The sequence below is a fragment of the Sphingomonas sp. PP-CC-3A-396 genome (assembly GCF_004343105.1).
In the GTDB taxonomy this organism is placed as follows: domain Bacteria; phylum Pseudomonadota; class Alphaproteobacteria; order Sphingomonadales; family Sphingomonadaceae; genus Sphingomonas.
Genome location: NZ_SLYF01000005.1, coordinates 291,985 through 309,473, shown reverse-complemented (window position 1 = coordinate 309,473; position 17,489 = coordinate 291,985). Strand labels below are relative to the sequence as shown.

Genomic DNA, 17,489 nt, shown 5'->3' with positions numbered 1-17,489 from the left:
CCATGATCGGTCGCATCGTCACCCTCTCCGTCGAGAAGCGCTGGCTCGTCCTGCTTCTCACTATCGCGGCTGCATTGCTCGGGATTGGCGCGCTGCGTCAGCTTCCGATCGACGCCGTACCCGACATCACCAACAACCAGGTGCAGATCAACGTCGTTGCTCCTGCCCTCTCCCCCGATCAGATCGAGAAGCAGGTTGCGTTCACGGTCGAAACCGCGCTCGCGGGCATTCCCGGTCTTGAATATACCCGCTCGCTAAGCCGCAATGGCTTTGCCCAGATCACAGCAGTTTTCGGTGAAAAGACCGATATCTACTTTGCGCGGGCGCAGGTCGCGGAACGCCTGCGAACCGCAGAGGAAGACCTTCCCGAAGGTGTGAACCCCGAGATGGGGCCGATCGCCACGGGCCTTGGCGATATCTTCATGTGGACCGTCGAATACCGCGAGCTGGATCAGGTCCATCATCGCAACGGGGAACCTGGCCTGCAACGCGATGCCAGCTATATCACCCCCGAGGGGGATCACCTCGTCAGCGACGCCGACAAGGCGACATATCTGCGCACCGTGCAGGATTGGATCGTCACGCCGCAGCTCAAAAGCACGGCCGGGCTTGCTGGCGTCGACTCCCTTGGTGGCTACACCAAGGAATATCTCGTTATTCCGGACATACAGCGCATGGCGGCAATGCGGCTAACGCTTCAGGATCTCACCACCGCCCTACAGCGCAGCAATACCAGCGCGGGCGCTGGCGTGGTCAACCGCAACGGCGAAGGGTTGGCGGTTCGATCGGATGGGCGTGTCCGCAACGCCGACGAGCTGGCCCGTACCGTCGTTGCCACCCGCGAGAGCGTTCCAATACTGCTCAACCAGATCGCGACCGTTCGCACCGGGCAGGCGCTACGCATGGGATCGGCGTCGGAAAACGGTCATGAGGTCGTCGTTGGGACCGCAGTCATGCGGATCGGGGAGAATAGCCGCACGGTGTCGACGGGCGTTGCCGAACGGCTGACGCAGATCGGCCGCTCGTTACCGGTCGATGTTGTCGTGAAGCCGGTTATGAACCGGACCGAGCTGGTGAACTCCACGATCGCCACGGTTGCCCGCAACCTTGCCGAGGGTGCGGTGCTGGTGATCGTCGTTCTGTTTGCCCTGCTTGGCAATTTCCGTGCGGCGTTGATCGCGGCCTGCGTCATTCCGATCACGATGCTGTTGACCAGCATCGGCATGTTGAAGGCGGGTGTTTCGGCCAATCTGATGAGCCTTGGCGCGCTCGACTTTGGTCTGATCGTGGATGGCGCGGTCATTATCGTGGAGAACGCATTACGGCGTTTGGGCGAGGCGCAGCATGGTCGCGATGACGTGCTGACGATCGAGCAACGTCTCGGGATTGTCGCCGCATCGGCGCGCGAGATGATCCGGCCATCGGTGTACGGGCAGGCTATCATCATCCTTGTCTATGCGCCGTTGCTCACCTTCACGGGTGTCGAAGGCAAGATGTTCGAGCCGATGGCGCTGACAGTCATCATCGCTCTGGTGTTCGCCTTCATCCTGTCGCTGACCTTCATACCGGCAGCGATTGCGATCTGGCTCAGCAAACGGGTTGAGGAAAAGGAAAGCCGCGTCGTCACGTTCCTACGGCAGCGCTATGAGCCGGGACTCGATGCGGCAATGCGCCGACCCACCCTCACTATCGGCGTCGCGATCGGTGCGCTGGCACTCGCCGGGGCTGCTTTCACGACATTGGGGCAGGAGTTCTTGCCGCAGCTCGATGAGGGCAACATTCTCGTTCAGGCGGTCCGCATCCCCGGCACATCGGTCGATCAGAGCCAGGCCATGCAATTCCAGGTGGAAAAGGCACTCGCCAAGGCCCCTGAGGTCCGTTTCGCCTTCTCTCGCTCCGGCACGTCCGAAATCGCATCGGACCCAATGCCGCCTAACGCGACCGACACCTTCGTCATCCTGAAGCCGAAGAAGGAGTGGCCCGACCCCGGCCTGTCCAAGGGAGAGCTGGTGGAGCGGCTGGAAAAGCGTCTCTCCACCCTGCCGGGCAACGCCTATGAGATCACGCAGCCGATCCAGATGCGGTTCAACGAGCTGATCGCGGGCGTGCGCGGCGACATCGCGATCAAGGTCTTTGGCGATGACTTTGGCGAGATGAACGCGACCGCAGATCGGATCGCCGGCATCCTTCGAAAGACGCGGGGTGCAGCAGACGTGCGGGTTGAACAAACCGAAGGTTTGCCGATGCTCGATATTCGGCCGAACCGCACCGCCATGTCCCGTGTCGGGGTAACGGCGGGTGACGTGCAGGACACGGTTGCCACAGCCATTGGCGGCCGACAGGCTGGTGTGATCTTTGAAGGCGATCGTCGCTTCCCCGTCGTGATCCGGATGGCGGAAAGCTCAAGATCCGATCTGACGGCGGTTGCTCAGGTCCCGGTGCCGACCGGCAGTGGCGGCTTCGTACCGCTATCGACCGTGGCGGATATCGCGGTGGTCGATGGTCCCAACCAGATCAGTCGCGAGAACGGCAAGCGGCGTGTCGTGGTGCAGGCCAACGTGCGCGATCGAGACGTGGCCGGTGTCGTGGGTGATGCCCGGTCAGCCATCGACGCTCAGGTGAAATTGCCGCCCGGCACGTATCTCGAATGGGGCGGTCAGTTCGAGAACCTTGCATCCGCCCGCGATCGGCTCAGCGTTGTGGTGCCGATCTGTTTCGTGGTCATCATGTTCCTGCTCTACGGCGCGCTAGGCTCCGTCAGGGATGCGTTGATCGTGTTTACCGGCGTTCCGCTGGCGTTGGTCGGAGGCATCCTTGCGCTGGTGCTAAGAGGCATGCCGTTTTCCATTTCAGCGGCAGTCGGCTTCATCGCGTTATCAGGTGTCGCGGTTCTCAACGGGCTGGTCATGGTGTCGTCCATCCATGATCTGATGCGGCAAGGCATTGATCGTGCGGTAGCGGCGCATCAAGGCGCTCTGGCGCGGCTCCGGCCGGTTGCGATGACGGCGCTCGTTGCGTCGCTTGGCTTCGTTCCGATGGCACTTGGTCATGGTGCTGGAGCCGAGGTGCAAAAGCCGTTGGCGACCGTCGTCATTGGTGGCCTGATATCCGCAACGTTGCTCACCTTGTTCGTGCTGCCGACGCTCTACGCTCGTTTCGGACGGCGCGAGTTGCCAGCTCCATCAGGGAAACACATCGAACTGCCGCCTTCGGCTCATGACAGCGTGAGGGCTTAAGCTATGCAGGCCGTTGCTTTCACGCTCATTCCCGTCGTCGCCGTACTGATCGGCTCGCTATTCGCGGTATCGAGACGGCCAAGCGATGCCTTCGTAAGCGCTATGCAGCACTTGGCGGCAGGCGTCGTGTTCGCCGCAGCGGCAGCCGAGATCCTGCCCCAAGTGATGCACGAAGGTTCACCGATCGCGACATTCACAGGCGGCGCGCTTGGTATAGTCGTGATGCTGTCACTCAAAGCCCTTGAGGGTCGCGCCAGTGGACCGATCGCTATGTTGGGCGCGGTCGCAGTGGATATCCTGATCGACGGGCTAGTTCTCGGGTTGGCGTTCGTCGCTGGCGGGAAGGCCGGCGTGTTGCTGACGATCGCGTTGACGTTGGAGGTGCTGTTTCTCGGACTGACCGTGACGACCGAGTTGGGCGAGACGATCAAGTCCAAGGCGCGGATCATCGGAATTACGATGGGGATCGCGTTGTTGCTGCCGATCGGTGCGGCGATAGCGACTCCCGTTGCAACGTTTCCGCCCGTCGTCATCGCCGGGTTTCTCAGTTTCGGTCTGATGGCGCTGCTCTACCTCGTGACGGAAGAGCTGTTGGTCGAAGCGCATGAGAAGCCAGACACCCCGCTTATCAGCGCGATGTTTTTCATCGGGTTTTTGGGATTGCTCCTGATCGAGGAGTTTTTGGGCTGACCGCTCGACGTGGAACGTCTTGGACCGATGATGATGACGCCGAGCTTCGTCAGCGTATCGGGGCCAAACAGACTCTGGCGGTAATCGCGCGCGAGATGGGACGAACGATGGATGCGGTTCGGGGAAGAGCCTCAACCCTGAGGGTAACTCTTCGCTCGTCGCAGCGACCGTGGCGGGACGGCGTGCCGCGCCGAGTAGACGTAGACTAGAAAATAGGGACGGTTGCCCGCCCCTATCCAGCTTTTAACCGTGCTTCATGCCGCCCTTGGCATTATCGCAGCAGTCCGCAGCCTTGGCTTTTGCGCTATCCTTGCAGCAGTCCGCACCGTCCTTGCAGCACGCCATGTCGGCGCAGCAATTGGCGACAGCGGCGAATGCGCCAGTCGACAGGGTGAGGGCGAAGGCAGCGCTGATGAGCTTGAACTTGGTCATGATATTCTCCGAAATTTACGTGTGATGGTGTTTGACGTCACACGGTTTGCGGAGGGGGCGTGGCCGGAGCGTATGCCATGCCCAAAAGGCCGGTCTGTGGAGCCGGCCAAGGCGATAGACGGGAGGACGGAACCAGCTCGATATGCTCGACGGTTTCGCCGGCAACAGCAACGCACGGTATGGCGCAGGCCGACGCAGGGGCCTTTTTGATGGGAGCGCCTGCTGATTTGCTGGCGCAGTCCACCATCGCGGATGCAGCCGGAGGCGCGGCCATCGCCATCGTCTCGCAGAGCGGGCCAAGCCGGACCAGCAAGATCACCGCCAGGACGAGAAACGCCATAGAATGCAATATCTTGGAGAGTGGGCGAGCCCGGCGTTTCATTGGATGCATCTAGAAGCACAATCAGTGATGCACAATGTCGTAGGTGGCGGCGGATGGCGCTAGACCGGTTTTCCCCTTCTATCTCAGTTTCTCGATCCACCATCCTTTTTGAGAATCCAGACGCACGAATTTAGCTCTGGTTCGATCAAGTTCAGAAACCCCTGATGCCACGTACAATGCCTACTGCGGTGCCGTTTGAACGGGTGCCGTATGGTCCTTCTTGGTCAAGGCTTAAGCCGGACCAACCGAGCAGCTTGACCAGATTTTTATGCGTAAACTTTTGACGTAAAACGAACCCGATTAAAGAGGTCCACTGGGGGTATACCCTAAAAGCACTGAGCCGTCAGAGGTACGGTTCGCACTGGCTAGAAGCTCGAGAAGTGGGCACGTAAACGATATCGCGTTTGAGTTCGTGCTATCGACGGCAACGTCTTCGCCAGGTTGGTCGTCGCGATGGCGCCGGCGGAATGATCATGCTGTCCGAGGCATATCCGTAATCGACGCCGTGACCACGGTGGCGCTTTGGAGGTCTGGTGCCTGCGCCGCTGCCGCCATCAGATCGACGTCCGTCAGATCGCGGCGATCGATCCACCATTTGGCGTCAGTTACCTGAAGACAAGCGGAACAGTCGGCGTCGCTGTTAGGGTTGGTTAGTGCTGCGAGCCGCTTGGTCCTAATTGTCGACGCCCAGCTGATTTGACGATCGCTGCCGGTTAACAGGGGAAGATCGAGGTGGGAGACAGCAGCGTTGCTCAACGCTGCCGCAGCGGCTTCCGCTGCTCGCTTTTCCGCAACGAAGCAGTCTCGACAGGTCGTCGTCTTCAGCCACTTGGCTTTGCGTTCCTGCTGGCTGTCGAAGCCCGTGAGGTAATGACCCTGCTCATGACCGCAGGCGTGAATAATCCGCTGTTCCATGGCTGGGATGATGGCTGTTCGTGGTTTGTGCGCAACGGCAATGAGTCAGGATGAATCGGAATTGCGGCAAGTGGCTGACGACTGAACAGGACAAATGTCTGGCTCACTAAGCTGGCCCAACGCCGTCAGCGTTTACCAGATCTGGGCCAACCAATGTGCCGATGAGCCGTACGCGTTTTTCTGCCAGATTTACGGGGGTGCGGTGCAGTTCCAGCTCGTAGCGCCCACCAACAGCGCGGCGCAGATAGAAGGCCCCGCCATCGCGGACCAGATTTCCTATCTCATTGATCCGGGTGCCAATCGCTACCATCGCTGCGTCGTCGCCTTATTATGATCGTGTAAAGTTGCGGGAAATCCTCTGCGCAACCAATGTGCCTCGGTGGGGCATAGGATTCTGCTACTCCGTTCCCGACGGGCGCTCAGAGACTGATATTCCGACGCGCCATTTCCGCGAACGCCATATCCCCGATTGGCGGGCGGGGCTCGGCTTTGAAGATGTCAGCCAAATCGAGCAGATCCTCGTTGGAAAGGTTCGCGATCGAGGTTCGATCTCGGCAAGGCACGGCACCGCGTGAACGCCGCGACCGGCGACCCGCTTCATTCTCGTCTTGAGCATGTGGCCTTCTATCATAAACGTCGTGGCGGAGGCAGGGGCATTGGCGGCCGGTTGGTTGAGGTTATTCGGCAAAGACGCCCGCTACCCACAGGCGAAAAAAGCTTCTCCAATCGAGGACCGCACCACGTTCTGGCAGCGGATCCTGAAGCGGCAAGAACGCACTGCTTTCACAGTATACGGCGTAATAAGGTGCATGCGGACTGTCCGCATTTACGGTGAAACTGGTGGAAAGCGGAATGGCCGCTTTCGGGTGGTAATCGCTGCAAACGCTCATTCGTTCATGTGCTCGAGCAAGGCGCCCGATCACTGGTCGCTGGAGAAAACCGGAATGGCCGCTTTGGAGAGCCAAGCCATACAAGATAACCGTTCTCATTCATTCCCAAGTGTTTGCAGTTTGGGGTCCTGCCTTGCTGGCAGAGAGAAATCTCCGACATAACGTAACCGCTCTTGTGTGTGTTCGACGAGTTCGGGCACATGGCGAGGATGCAGGTCGAATTTATCCCGCGTCTCTTATGGTATCAGGATCGACGTGAAACCATCACCGTTGATCAAGATTTTATTCGTGCCGATTCCCGTTCGCTGATCGTGCTTGGCGAAGCCGGCATGGGCAAGTCTACGCTTCTCCTCCAGCTCAACGGCGTCCCCGATTTCGCCGTCTGTACCGCGCGCAAGCTGATCAACGCGCCGGAGCCCAGGGCGCTGATGGGCGGGGCAACCACACTCGTCGTCGACGCCCTCGACGAGGTGTCTGCCCGACTCGACGGTGACGCCGTCGACCTGGTGTTGCGGCGCCTTGCCGAGCTGGAACTCCCTCGCTTCATTCTGTCGTGTCGGGTGGCCGATTGGCGCAAGGCGACCGCGCTCGAGGGCATCACCGAATTTTACGAGAGCGCGCCGCTCGAGGTGCATCTCGAACCGTTGACCTGCGAGGATGCTACTAGCTTTCTGGCCGCCCGGCTCGGTGCCGACCGCGCCGAGGACGCGATCGGGCATCTCGAAGCGCGTGGGCTCGGTGGGCTCTGGGGCAACCCGCAGACCCTGAACCTGATTGCCGATGTCGCAGCGGCCGGCACCTTGCCGGAAACAAAGGGGGCGCTCTTCACCGAAGCGACCAAACTGCTGCGGCTGGAGCATCGCGAGGAGAAAGCGGGGACTCCGCTTGCGTCGCTCGCTGAAGCTGATGTGCTCGACGCTGCTGGCGCCGCCTTCGCGACTATGATTCTGACCGGCAGGGAAGCGATATCACGTAAGGTAATCATCGACGATAGCGACCTCCCGCTCGCCGAAGCGTCGCACCTCCCTAGCGCCAGGGTGATCCCCGACATCCTCGGAACGCGATTGTTCTCCAGTACCGGCGACGAACGCTTCAGCTACGATCACCGCGCGATTGGCGAATTCCTCGGCGCGCGGTGGCTCGCCCGCCAGGCCGATAGTCTGCGGAAGCGCCGCCGCCTGCTCGAGCTCTTCAACGGCCAAGCACTGGTACCCGCTAGCCTGCGCGGCCTCCATGCTTGGCTGGCCTGGCATTCGGCCGATCTTGCAGAGGAGGTGATCACTGCAGACCCGATGGGTGTCATCGAATATGGGGACGCCGATGCGCTGACGCCCCCGCAAGGGCGCGTGCTGTTCACGGCGCTGCGCCATCTCGCCGAGGCGAACCCGCGATTTCGGGATTGGGCTGACTATCGCACTGGCGGTCTTGTCCAGTTGGAGCTTCTTCCCGAGATTCGCGATATCCTCACTGGACCTGGCGTTGAGTTCGGTCTCCGCCTGCTCGTGCTGCAGGCCCTCACAAATTCGCCGTTGATCGCCGAGCTGCGCGACGAGCTAGAATCGATTTTGCTGTCGCCGAAAGTCGAGTTCGCCAACCGCAGCGAGGCCGCCGACCGGCTGGTGGAGTCGGGGGCGGCGGTCGATTGGCCAACGATCTTCCAACGGCTCCTTGACGAACACACCGACAACAGCGTTCGCCTCGTGAGCGAGCAGATGAACGAGCTAGGCTACGAGCAATTCAGCGACGCGCTATTGCTCGACACGGTGCGCGCGCAGTTCGATCGCAGCGAGCGGACGGTCGGCGTCTTTATGTCGCTCGAGCGCAAATTGCCAAACGACCGCCTCGACGTGTTGCTCAATGACCTCGCCGCTACCGCGAGCGCGATGGGCCGACCGCATGAACGCCCCGATGACGGTCAGATCACCGATCTCGTCTATGCGTTGCTGGTGCGACGTCTCGCCTTGCCGCTGAACGGTGCCGCCGAGCTTTGGACATGGCTGAAGCCCTTCGACGAGCGCTCGGGCTACCAGCGCGAGACCAAGCAGGCAGTAGCTCGGATTTTTGAGGGTGACGATGGGTTGCGGCGAGGTGTGCAGCGCCTAGTCCTGCTCGACGATCCCGGCGAGAAGACCCCATGGCAGCGCTGCTGGCGATTGGTCGAGCGGTCGAGTGGCCTTCAGCCAACCGAGGATGATATTTGTGCTCTGCTCGCCGCGCTATCGAACGACGACGAGCGCTGGCGCGATGTCGTCACCATCGCGCGCCATGGCCCTGAGCATGGCGCCTCGGTTCGTGCTGCCGCCGCCCGGTTCGTCGCTGGGGATTCCGAAGCTGCGCAATGGCTGGCCGGGTTGGCCGAGCCGGTCGTGCCAGAATGGCAGATCGAACAGGAGGAGCGCGCGCGCGAACGTGAGGCCGAGCGTGCGGCAGCATGGACGGCACATCGGGCCGAATTTGCCGCTCATCTCGAGGAGCTTCGCCAGGGCGTCTACGGCTATGTGATCAACCCCGCCCAAGCCTATCTCAAGCTCTTCCACGACATGGGCGACGAGGCGAAGGATGGCCCGGCGCGGCTCATCGAATGGCTCGGCTCCGAGATCGCCGACGCAGCACTGGTCGGGTTCGATGCCTTTCTATTGATAGAGCCGCCCGAGCCGAACGCGACTCAGATCGCCAAGAGTTACGCCGAGGGGCGACGTTGGCAGGCCGGCTATATCATCATCTGTGCGCTGGCCGAGCGCCAGCGCACCGGTCGCGGGTTTGATGACCTTAGCGACGAGCGACTGATGGCCGGGCTGTTCGAGTTGTGTCATACGAGGCTTGACGACCATGCCGGTATCTCCGGCCTTGACCCACTGCTGACCAATAGTCTCCGGGCGCGCGGCGCCTATGAAGCGGCGCTGCGCCTCTTCTTTGAGCCGCAACTCAAGGCCCGGGCGCAGCACGTCGACGGCCTTTACGTGCTGATGCGCAGCGCCGAGGACGCCGCGCTCGCCGATGCGCTTGCCCTCGACTGGATCGTTCGCTTTCCCGAGATGTCGGGGAATGCCGAATCCGAACTGCTCGATCGCTTGCTCGCCAGCGACGAAGGTCGCGCGGCGCTTCGCAGCATCGTGCGCGAACGCCGCGCCGCCGGCCTCGACGATGAGCGGCGGCGCACCTGGGACGCAGTCGGGATCATCGTCGATTTTGCACAGACGGTGGCGGCGGTAGAGGCCAACGGCGTCGAGTCCGAGCTGTTCTGGCATTTGCGCGCGCGACTTGGCGGTCGACGCAGCGGTCTTCCCCACACACATCTAGATGTCGACCAGCTCGCCTGGACGATCGCGACCTTCCGGTCGCGTTACGCCGTCGTGCGCCGGCCCGATACCGTCACCACCGGCGATACCAATCCATGGGATGCCACCGATTATCTAAGCGCCTTGATCAACCGGCTGGGAGACGATGCGTCGGCCGCCGCGACGGAGGCGCTTGTCCAGCTGCGCGATAAGGACCCTGACGGCTATACGAATCTGCTGCGCGTCGCGGTCGCCGAGCAGAAGCGCAAGCGGGTCGAGGCAGAGTGGCAGGCACCGGCTCTCAACACCGTGGTCGCTGCCATTACCGACCGTACCCCAACCACCGCGGCGCAGTTCCTGGCCGTGATGGTAGAGGAACTCAACACCGTCCAGGCACTCGTCACCGGAAGCTCAGTTAACTGGTATCGAGACTTCTTCACTGGGTCTGCACCGGCGACCGAAGAGCATTGCCGCGACACGATTCTCAAGATGTTCGGCACGCTGCCGTTCGGCATCAAGGCGCAGCCCGAGGCCTATCTCGCCGACGCCAAGCGGAGCGATATTCTCTGCGTGCTCGGCGATATGGTGATCCCGATCGAGATCAAGGGTCAGTGGCACCGCGATGTCTGGACGGCCGCGGATCGACAGCTTGATCGCCTTTATACCAACGATCATCGCGCCGAGCGCGGCATTTATCTCGTGTTGTGGTTCGGCACCGCCGCGCCCAAGCCGCCCAAGGCGCCGCCCGGCGAGATGCCCCGCCCACAGAGCGGGTCAGAATTGCGTGACGCCCTTGCCAGCCTAAGCACTAGCACCGGGGACGGACGAACCGCGATCATAGTTCTCGATCTTACCCGACCGGCATGATCGGGCGTCCCGCCCTCGTGGCGCAGCTCGATTTGGCGGTCGGGTCGCGTCCCGTGACGCTGCTGCAGGGACTGCCTCGCGTTGGGCGAACCCAGCTGATCGACGAATGGATTAAGCGTCGGACCGATGCCCGGCGCGAGACAGATCCGGCGGCTATTGTGGCGGGCGGCATCGTCGTTTTCGACCAATTCGATTTAGCGAACGTCGCGGCCTTGGTCGCCGCCGTCCGTGCGACGGAGGTAACTGGTGCTCGGACGCGCTTCATGGTCGCGCCGATCGATCTCGCGACGACCTTCGCCGTTCGCGACAAGCTGGCCGGGCTCTTCCACGCGATTGAGGTTGCGCCGCTACGGCTCGATGAGCTCGAGGACGGCGCAGTGCCTTTAGCTGCGGCGATGGGGCCGGTCGTGGCGGCCGCTGGCCCGACAGCCGAGTTGGTGTCGGTCACCGATCCACGCCGCCTCTGGGTGCGTGGTGGCCTTCCGGAGAGTCTGTATGCCGCGGACGATCAAGATAGTTTCACCCGGCGTCACCAGATGCTCGCGCCACTCCTTGAGCGCGACTATACCCGATGGCACGTGCTCCCGGCCTTTCCACTATGGAATCTTTTTGATTGGCTCGCTAGACGCAACAGCAACGAGTTGGACGAGACTGTCACTCAGTTCGGGAAACGCCACGAGCTCAAGTCCGGCATCTTTGTACTGGAAAAGCTAGGACTCATTCGGCGCCTTGCCAACGCGGCGATGTCGGTGCGCCCAGATAAGGACTTCAAGGACAAGCTGTTCGTCCGTGACACCGGCCTACTTCATGCCATGATTGGTGTCGTCACAACCGATGACTTAGAGCATAGCAAAGCGATTGGTTCGAGCTTCGAGAGTTATGCGATCGAGGCGTTGCTCGCAGCGGTAGGGACCGCCGAATGCCGCGCACGATACTATCGGTTCGGCGATGGTCAGGGCGCGGACGAAATTGACCTGATCCTGCAATTTCCTACCCAGCAGGGACGCCAGATTGCGATCGAGTGCAAGGTCGGTCCGAGCAAGTCTGCGAGGCCCGGCTTCTTCCGAGCGTGCGGATTGATGGGCATCACGGAACAGCTCGTCGTGCATTCTGGCCCAGATGCCGATCGTTCGGAACGCATCCCGCGGCTTGATCTTCGATCAGCCATAAAGCGGGTCGCGGAGATCGCTGTCGGTCGCTGAGCCTTGCCTAACCTGTTCGGCAGGCCAAGCGCAGCCTTCGCGCCGACATGAAAAAACGGCCGAAGTTAGGAAGGGGGAAAGGCAGCGTGAACGTCGGCTTGTGGGGCGCCGGCCTTCCGACAGTGCTTTTTGCGCTTATCTTCACAATCGCGTGCGCTGGAAGCGCCGCCACGTGTCGCACGGCAGGCGAAGGTCTTCAGCACGATCTTGGCCGGCCGTGTCGAGCGCACGCACCCGGGTACGGAACGCCTGCTGATCGATCGACTCCTGATGGACCTGATGCTGGTTCACGCGCCTAGCGGCATGTCGCACACGGTGCTCGTCTACAACCGCTCGGCCTACATGGAGCGGCGGCGCGAGCTGGCAGAGGACTGGGCCGATCTCATCATGGACGGCGCCGACCCCGCTGGCGCGCTCGCCGTGGGGCGACGCCGACGCGTCGAGCGTTATTCCCGCGGGGGAACGACAGCCGCCAGCCTGGAAGGTCAACGAATGCTACCCATCGACGGAAGGATTTTGGACATCGCCTACGAACTTCGCCGTAAACAGGCGGAGAAAGGGCTTGAGCATCTGCAAGCCTTCGCGGCGGACGGGAGCGAATGGAAGGCGTCCGGCATGCCGGACCACGTAGTCGCGCCGCCGGAGCTGGAGGCCATGTATGCCCAGCCGGGGGCCGGGATCGTCTACCATCACTCCCATCCGGATGAGCGCGCGCTGAGCCCATCCGACCTGCACTTGATCGGCAAGCCGGGCGTCGAGACGATCTGGGCGCACGCGCCGTCGGGTGCGTCATATGGCGCGCGGCTTCGTGACAGGCAGGACAAGAGGCGATACCTGGCGGCGCTGGATCACCTGCACGGGTTTCTACATCCCGAGATCGCACGTGGACATGGCGTCGGCGTCGACGACCGGAGCTACGAGTGCCTTCGCGATTTCGCGGTGATGCTGGCCCTTGAGAGGTCGGGATGGATCGACACCCATCTCTCCCTGTCCGACGAGACGCGCAGATTGATTGGCAGCACCGGCTCCGCGCTCGCTGAGTTCGTGGCGTTCGCGACGAGCAAGACGCCAGGGACCTAGGTAGGCGAGCCTCTTCTGGTCGGCGACATCTGACCGCTCCGGTATTTCTCCTGGATCGACCTGTTCAGCTTGGCCAGGTCCTCCCGGGTCATCCCGATCGATTCATGGATGCTGTTGTTCACCTCGACCGAGCGCATCGCCACCATGAAGTGGCAGTCGGTCCTTCCGCGCATCCAGCACTTCCTCAGGGCGAAGTCGGAGATGCCTGGCTGGTTTAGCTTTACGTAGATGATGAATCCGCCGACGCTGAACCAGGCGAGGTCGTGCGCCGTCCTGTAGCCCCGGCGTCCGAGGGACGGGCTGCAGTAGTAGTAGACCTGTTCCGGTTCGGGGAAAGCCGCGAACGCGAACAGGTCACGCTCGATGAACACGTCCACCCATCCGGGGATGGGGGCGCCGCGCCAGCAGATGTCCTCGAACATCGCGCGGCACTCGCCGATGTCGATGTGGTCGGGCGCGTCCGGCGGCGTGGACGCGTATTTCCAGAGGATGCCGCACGCGAAGCGGATGAACTCGTCGACCACGTCGACGCGGAAGCGGTATGTCCCGACCGCGACGTCCGATCGGGTCCCCTCCTTCGTCCCGACCTCGACGGCCCTTAGGCGCTTGAGGAGCCTGAACGCGGAATCCTCGTATGCGCCGAGGACGTTGTCGCAATCGGCACAGAGAATGTCCTTCTCGAACCGGCCGGTGTTCGACTGGAACTTCCTCCCGGTATCGGGATGGACGATCATATGCTTCTCGTCGTCCTTCGGTCCATGGAAAACCTCCCTTACGAAGGATTCGGGAAGCAGGTGCGCCCGGATCGCGGGCCTCTCGCGACACACCAGGCAGAGTGGGACGGGTTTGTCTTCCTTCGACTTCGTCATGTCCCAGGAGGTAGACTGCGGACGGGCAAATGGATAGCCGGTGGTTCGCGGCCGCGTCGCGCCCTCGCCAAACCCGGCGCCCTGCCGCTTCGAGGCTGATCGGATGCGCGGTCGCGGTGACCGGCGCCGGCGTGCGCGACGAAGTTAGGTTTTGAATGGGTGGAGGTCCGGCATGAAGGTATTCTGGTCATGGCAGAGCGATCGGGATCCGAAGCTCCACCACTACTTCGTCCGAGACGCTATCAAGGACGCCTGCAAGCTGATCGTGGGTGATCCGGATTACGAGGAGGCGACGCGCCCCGAGGTCGACCATGACACGAAGGACGTCCACGGCTCGCCCGACATAACCAGCACGATCCTCGGGAAGATCGCGTCGGCGAACGTGTTCATCGCCGACATGACGCCGGTCGGGATGACCGACCCCGTAGCGTTGCAGCCGAGCGCGCCGGAGGAGAAGCGGCCTGAACCCAAGTTCCTCCAGAACCCGAATGTGATGTCGGAGCTGGGCTACGCGGAGCGGGCGCTGACCCAGGGCAAGATCATACTCGTGGCAAACGGGGCGCATTATCCCGGCGCCGAGGCCCTGCCGTTCGACTGGCGGCACCGGAGCGGTGCGAAGTCCTACCTCCTCGCGGACGGCGCCACCAACAGGGAGATCGCCGACGAGCGGAAGCGGTTCGCCCAGGTCCTCAAGGCCTGCATCCAGCCGATCCTCGCTTCCCAGGCCCCAGCGACGCCCGAACCCCGCGAGGTAGTCTGGCACGCTGCGAGTGCGTCCGACCGCGCGATCTGGGCCGGAGCGGAGGGCGATCTGCGGTTCCGCAACGCCTCGCTCGAGCAGCCCCGGCAGGACGTGCGGTTGTCCGAAGGCGTCCGGATCTTCGCAAGGCTCGTCCCTGCGGAGTGGACCCCGCCGCCGCGAAGCGACCTAGAGGCCCGGGTGAACCGGGTGGGCCTGGCCATCCGCAGCCGGGACGGGGACTGGGGCGTGAACGCGGAAGGCGCGATTTCGATCTGGGGCCGCTTCGACGAGGGTGCCGGCGCGACGAGGATTTGGAACGCCACGCAGTGGTTTCGCAACACCGGGGAGATCTGGGCCGTCAACACCAACAGCTTCGCCGATCACGCTGGCCGGATCTGGTTCTCGACGCAGGTTCCGTTCGCATCGCTCGAGGACTTCCTCGCCAGGGCCGTCGCCGGCATTCGCGAGATGGGCGGCGCGGGCGCCATCGCGATCAGGCTCGGTGCGGTCGGCATCGGCGACACCGTCCTGCCGAGCCAATACCGCTCCCAATTCATTGAGGCGGTCGGGACGGATGCGGCAGCGGAGGGCAAGTCGGACGAGTGGACGCCCGTCGAGCGGCGCGAGCTGCTGCGCCGGTTCTGGAACGACCTGATGGACGCCTACGGCGAGCGGCCGATGACGATGCAGGAGTTCGAGCGAGCCGCCGCGCTGGGCGCGTTGCCGGCTTAGCCCCGGCCGGCCTTCGGCCCGCGCGCGGGATCTACCGAGAGTTCGCGAGCCACTCGGCCAGTTCGCCCAAGTGCCATGCGAGATGTTGCCGTCCAGCTCGATCTTGGTCGGGAACCGGCCTTGCTCGAAGCGAAAGTAGATCGTGCTGCGCGACATGCCCGTGCGGCGCATGCGGACGTGCCGTTTGAAGCGGTCGTGGTCGCAGAGGTCCGTGGCGGCATACGCCTGCCATCAGGGCATCGGTAGATAGCGGTCGAGATGAACGAATGGCGGAATCTGGGATCGCGACGGTGCAACCTGAATGTCGGAATGTGGGTCGTGTCGCTGTGAACACGGTTCGCGAAATCTCGCGATTGTGTAGTGGCGCGGTGTGATCAATCGCAACATCGTCATCACGGCGTTGATGATTGTGTGAGCCAACGCGCTAGTTGGTAGCTCGGACCTGCTTGAACAGGATCGGCAATCTTGGGAATCGATACCTTTCTGGTGCGAGGAACATGATATGTGGTCATTTATCGCTTGGTTATTTAACACAATTGTCGAATTAAAAGTACAGGTAGGCGGAGACATGGTGTTCAACCAAAAAGCGGCATGGGTAATTTCACGTTGTTGTGTTAGTTCAGGAAGGCGAAGAGTTCTTCTAAGGGTAAGTTAAATGACCTCGGATGCGCTCTTCAGAGGTGAAGGTTGACATAGGCAAACCTGCGGCATTGTAGAGGCTGCCGGGTACGACGTTGCTCCAATTGTAGCGAACGTAGCTGGGCTTCGATACCGTACCAGTCACGACCACGCTCTCGCCATCGATCCGCGCTGTAGCCGGAACAAATTTCCGATCGGGCCCGGCGATTTCGAAGCCGACGATGGCTGCGCCCCGGCTCGTCAGGCCTTCAGCATGATCGAACCAGATGCGCTTTCCACCCGGTTCGCCACTCGCTTGGCGGAACAGCGGACTCTGATACGCGACGCGCTCGCCATACGCGACGCTGCGGGCCGCGACTGCAAGTCGGGCGGCGACTGTCTGCTTGTCGGCTGGATGGACGTTGCCGGGATCGCCGACGTCGGTCGTTACCACCATGGCGGTGTCGGTCAGCACAAGCGCACGACGTTGCGCATCGCGTACCAAACCCCATTCTTCCTCGGGTGAGTTAAATGAAGAGATTTGCGCAAAAAGGAATGGGAAAGCACCTTGCGCGAAATTGTGTCGCCAGTCGGTGATCAGTCCCCGGAAGAGGTCGGCATAATATGGCGCCCGCGCGACATTGCTGTTCGTCTCGCCCTGGTACCAGATGACGCCCTTGATGCCATAGTCGGTGAACGGCGCAACCATTGCGTTGTACAGCGATGACGGCCGGTACGCATCCTCGGGGGGGTGCCAAGGGTGTGGGGGAGGCTTGCCGCCCGAAGCAACGATGGCAGCATCCTCGCGTGCCTCGGCAATGGTAGCGAGGTCGGCGTCGGTCTGGTCCTGCTGGAATCGAGCACGCGCGTCGATGGCCGGCGCCAGCGCTGCGTCGGACGCGAGCGCGTCGGTCGACACCCAGCTGTCAGCAGGTGTGCCGCCCCATGTCGAGTCGATAATGCCTACCGTCACGTGCTCGCGCGCCGCGATCTCGCGCGCAAAGAAATAGCCGATCGCCGAGAAGTCGGTGGCGGTCGCGGGCGTGGTGGTCGTCCAGTTTGCATCGATGTCGCGTAGCGGGATGGGGCTGCTCTTGTGTTCGATGCGGAGAAGCCGAACGTGCGGGTTGGTCGCTGCCGCGATCTCCGCAGCGGCATTCTTTAGCGGCGCGCCGTCGAAGCCCTTGAGCGGGAACTCCATGTTCGACTGGCCCGAGGCGAACCAAACGTCGCCGAGCATCACATCCTGTACCTGGACCTTACCCTCTGCTGTGCCTCCATCGACGACGAGGACATAGGGTCCGCCTGCCGCCTCGGGTTTCAACCACGCGTCCCATCGGCCGAGGCGGTCGGCGACTGTCATTACGCGTTGGTTATGTAACGACACAGCGACGTTCGCGTCCGCACGCGCCCAGCCCCAGACATGCAGCGGCCGATCACGCTGCAACACGCCGTGGTCGCTGAACAGACGCGGCAGCTTCAGCTGTGCGGCCGCAGGTGACGCTGCGGTGGCGACGAGGAGGGCAGTGTAGAGCAGAAGCTTCATGATCGGCGTT

Annotated in this window: 11 protein-coding genes; 6 read left to right on the top strand and 5 right to left on the bottom strand. The window is 62.3% G+C overall.

From position 1 onward, the window contains the following. Positions 1-2: 2 nt before the first annotated feature. Both C8J40_RS11820 and C8J40_RS11815 read left to right on the top strand, forming a co-directional pair. Positions 3-3,236: a CusA/CzcA family heavy metal efflux RND transporter gene (locus C8J40_RS11820; RefSeq protein WP_132897197.1), complete on the top strand. Its 3,234-nt coding sequence runs from the start codon at positions 3-5 to the stop codon at positions 3,234-3,236. A 3-nt stretch (positions 3,237-3,239) separates the two neighbouring features. After that, complete coding sequence (locus tag C8J40_RS11815; protein WP_132742236.1) at positions 3,240-3,926, top strand: transporter; 687 nt, start codon at positions 3,240-3,242, stop codon at positions 3,924-3,926. Positions 3,927-4,169: 243 nt separating this feature from the next. Here C8J40_RS11815 and C8J40_RS11810 read toward each other — a convergent pair whose 3' ends face one another. The 3 genes from C8J40_RS11810 to C8J40_RS20755 all read right to left on the bottom strand — a co-directional run bounded on the left by C8J40_RS11810 (position 4,170) and on the right by C8J40_RS20755 (position 5,965). Continuing rightward, complete coding sequence (locus tag C8J40_RS11810; protein WP_132742235.1) at positions 4,170-4,358, bottom strand: hypothetical protein; 189 nt, start codon at positions 4,356-4,358, stop codon at positions 4,170-4,172. Positions 4,359-5,211: 853 nt separating this feature from the next. Further along, positions 5,212-5,655 carry a hypothetical protein gene (locus C8J40_RS11805; RefSeq protein ID WP_132742234.1) on the bottom strand — a complete coding sequence of 148 codons (444 nt, stop codon included), beginning with the start codon at positions 5,653-5,655 and terminating at the stop codon, positions 5,212-5,214. Between the two features lie 106 nt (positions 5,656-5,761). Next, positions 5,762-5,965 carry a DUF5818 domain-containing protein gene (locus tag C8J40_RS20755; RefSeq protein WP_132742233.1) on the bottom strand — a complete coding sequence of 68 codons (204 nt, stop codon included), beginning with the start codon at positions 5,963-5,965 and terminating at the stop codon, positions 5,762-5,764. Positions 5,966-6,874: 909 nt separating this feature from the next. Here C8J40_RS20755 and C8J40_RS11790 point away from each other — a divergent pair. The 3 genes from C8J40_RS11790 to C8J40_RS11780 all read left to right on the top strand — a co-directional run bounded on the left by C8J40_RS11790 (position 6,875) and on the right by C8J40_RS11780 (position 12,972). After that, the gene (locus C8J40_RS11790; protein WP_207901211.1) at positions 6,875-10,690 is read left to right on the top strand and encodes a hypothetical protein; all 3,816 of its coding nucleotides are present in this window, start codon (positions 6,875-6,877) and stop codon (positions 10,688-10,690) included. Then, positions 10,687-11,892: a DUF4143 domain-containing protein gene (locus tag C8J40_RS11785; RefSeq protein WP_132897195.1), complete on the top strand. Its 1,206-nt coding sequence runs from the start codon at positions 10,687-10,689 to the stop codon at positions 11,890-11,892. The genes C8J40_RS11790 and C8J40_RS11785 overlap by 4 nt, the downstream gene beginning before the upstream one ends. 270 nt (positions 11,893-12,162) lie before the next feature. Continuing rightward, entirely contained in the window at positions 12,163-12,972 is an 810-nt protein-coding gene (locus C8J40_RS11780) for a hypothetical protein (protein ID WP_132897194.1), read from the top strand. Here C8J40_RS11780 and C8J40_RS11775 read toward each other — a convergent pair. Continuing rightward, positions 12,969-13,841 (bottom strand): hypothetical protein, encoded by an 873-nt coding sequence (locus tag C8J40_RS11775; protein WP_132897193.1) that lies wholly within the window; start codon positions 13,839-13,841, stop codon positions 12,969-12,971. The genes C8J40_RS11780 and C8J40_RS11775 overlap by 4 nt on opposite strands. A gap of 172 nt (positions 13,842-14,013) precedes the next feature. Here C8J40_RS11775 and C8J40_RS20750 point away from each other — a divergent pair, with 172 nt between their 5' ends. Continuing rightward, the gene (locus tag C8J40_RS20750) at positions 14,014-15,315 is read left to right on the top strand and encodes a hypothetical protein (protein ID WP_243693352.1); all 1,302 of its coding nucleotides are present in this window, start codon (positions 14,014-14,016) and stop codon (positions 15,313-15,315) included. 640 nt (positions 15,316-15,955) lie between these two features. Here the strand turns inward: C8J40_RS20750 and C8J40_RS11765 are convergent. Then, on the bottom strand, positions 15,956-17,479 hold the full coding sequence (locus tag C8J40_RS11765; RefSeq protein ID WP_132897192.1) for a sialate O-acetylesterase: 1,524 nt from the start codon (positions 17,477-17,479) through the stop codon (positions 15,956-15,958). Positions 17,480-17,489: the final 10 nt, after the last annotated feature.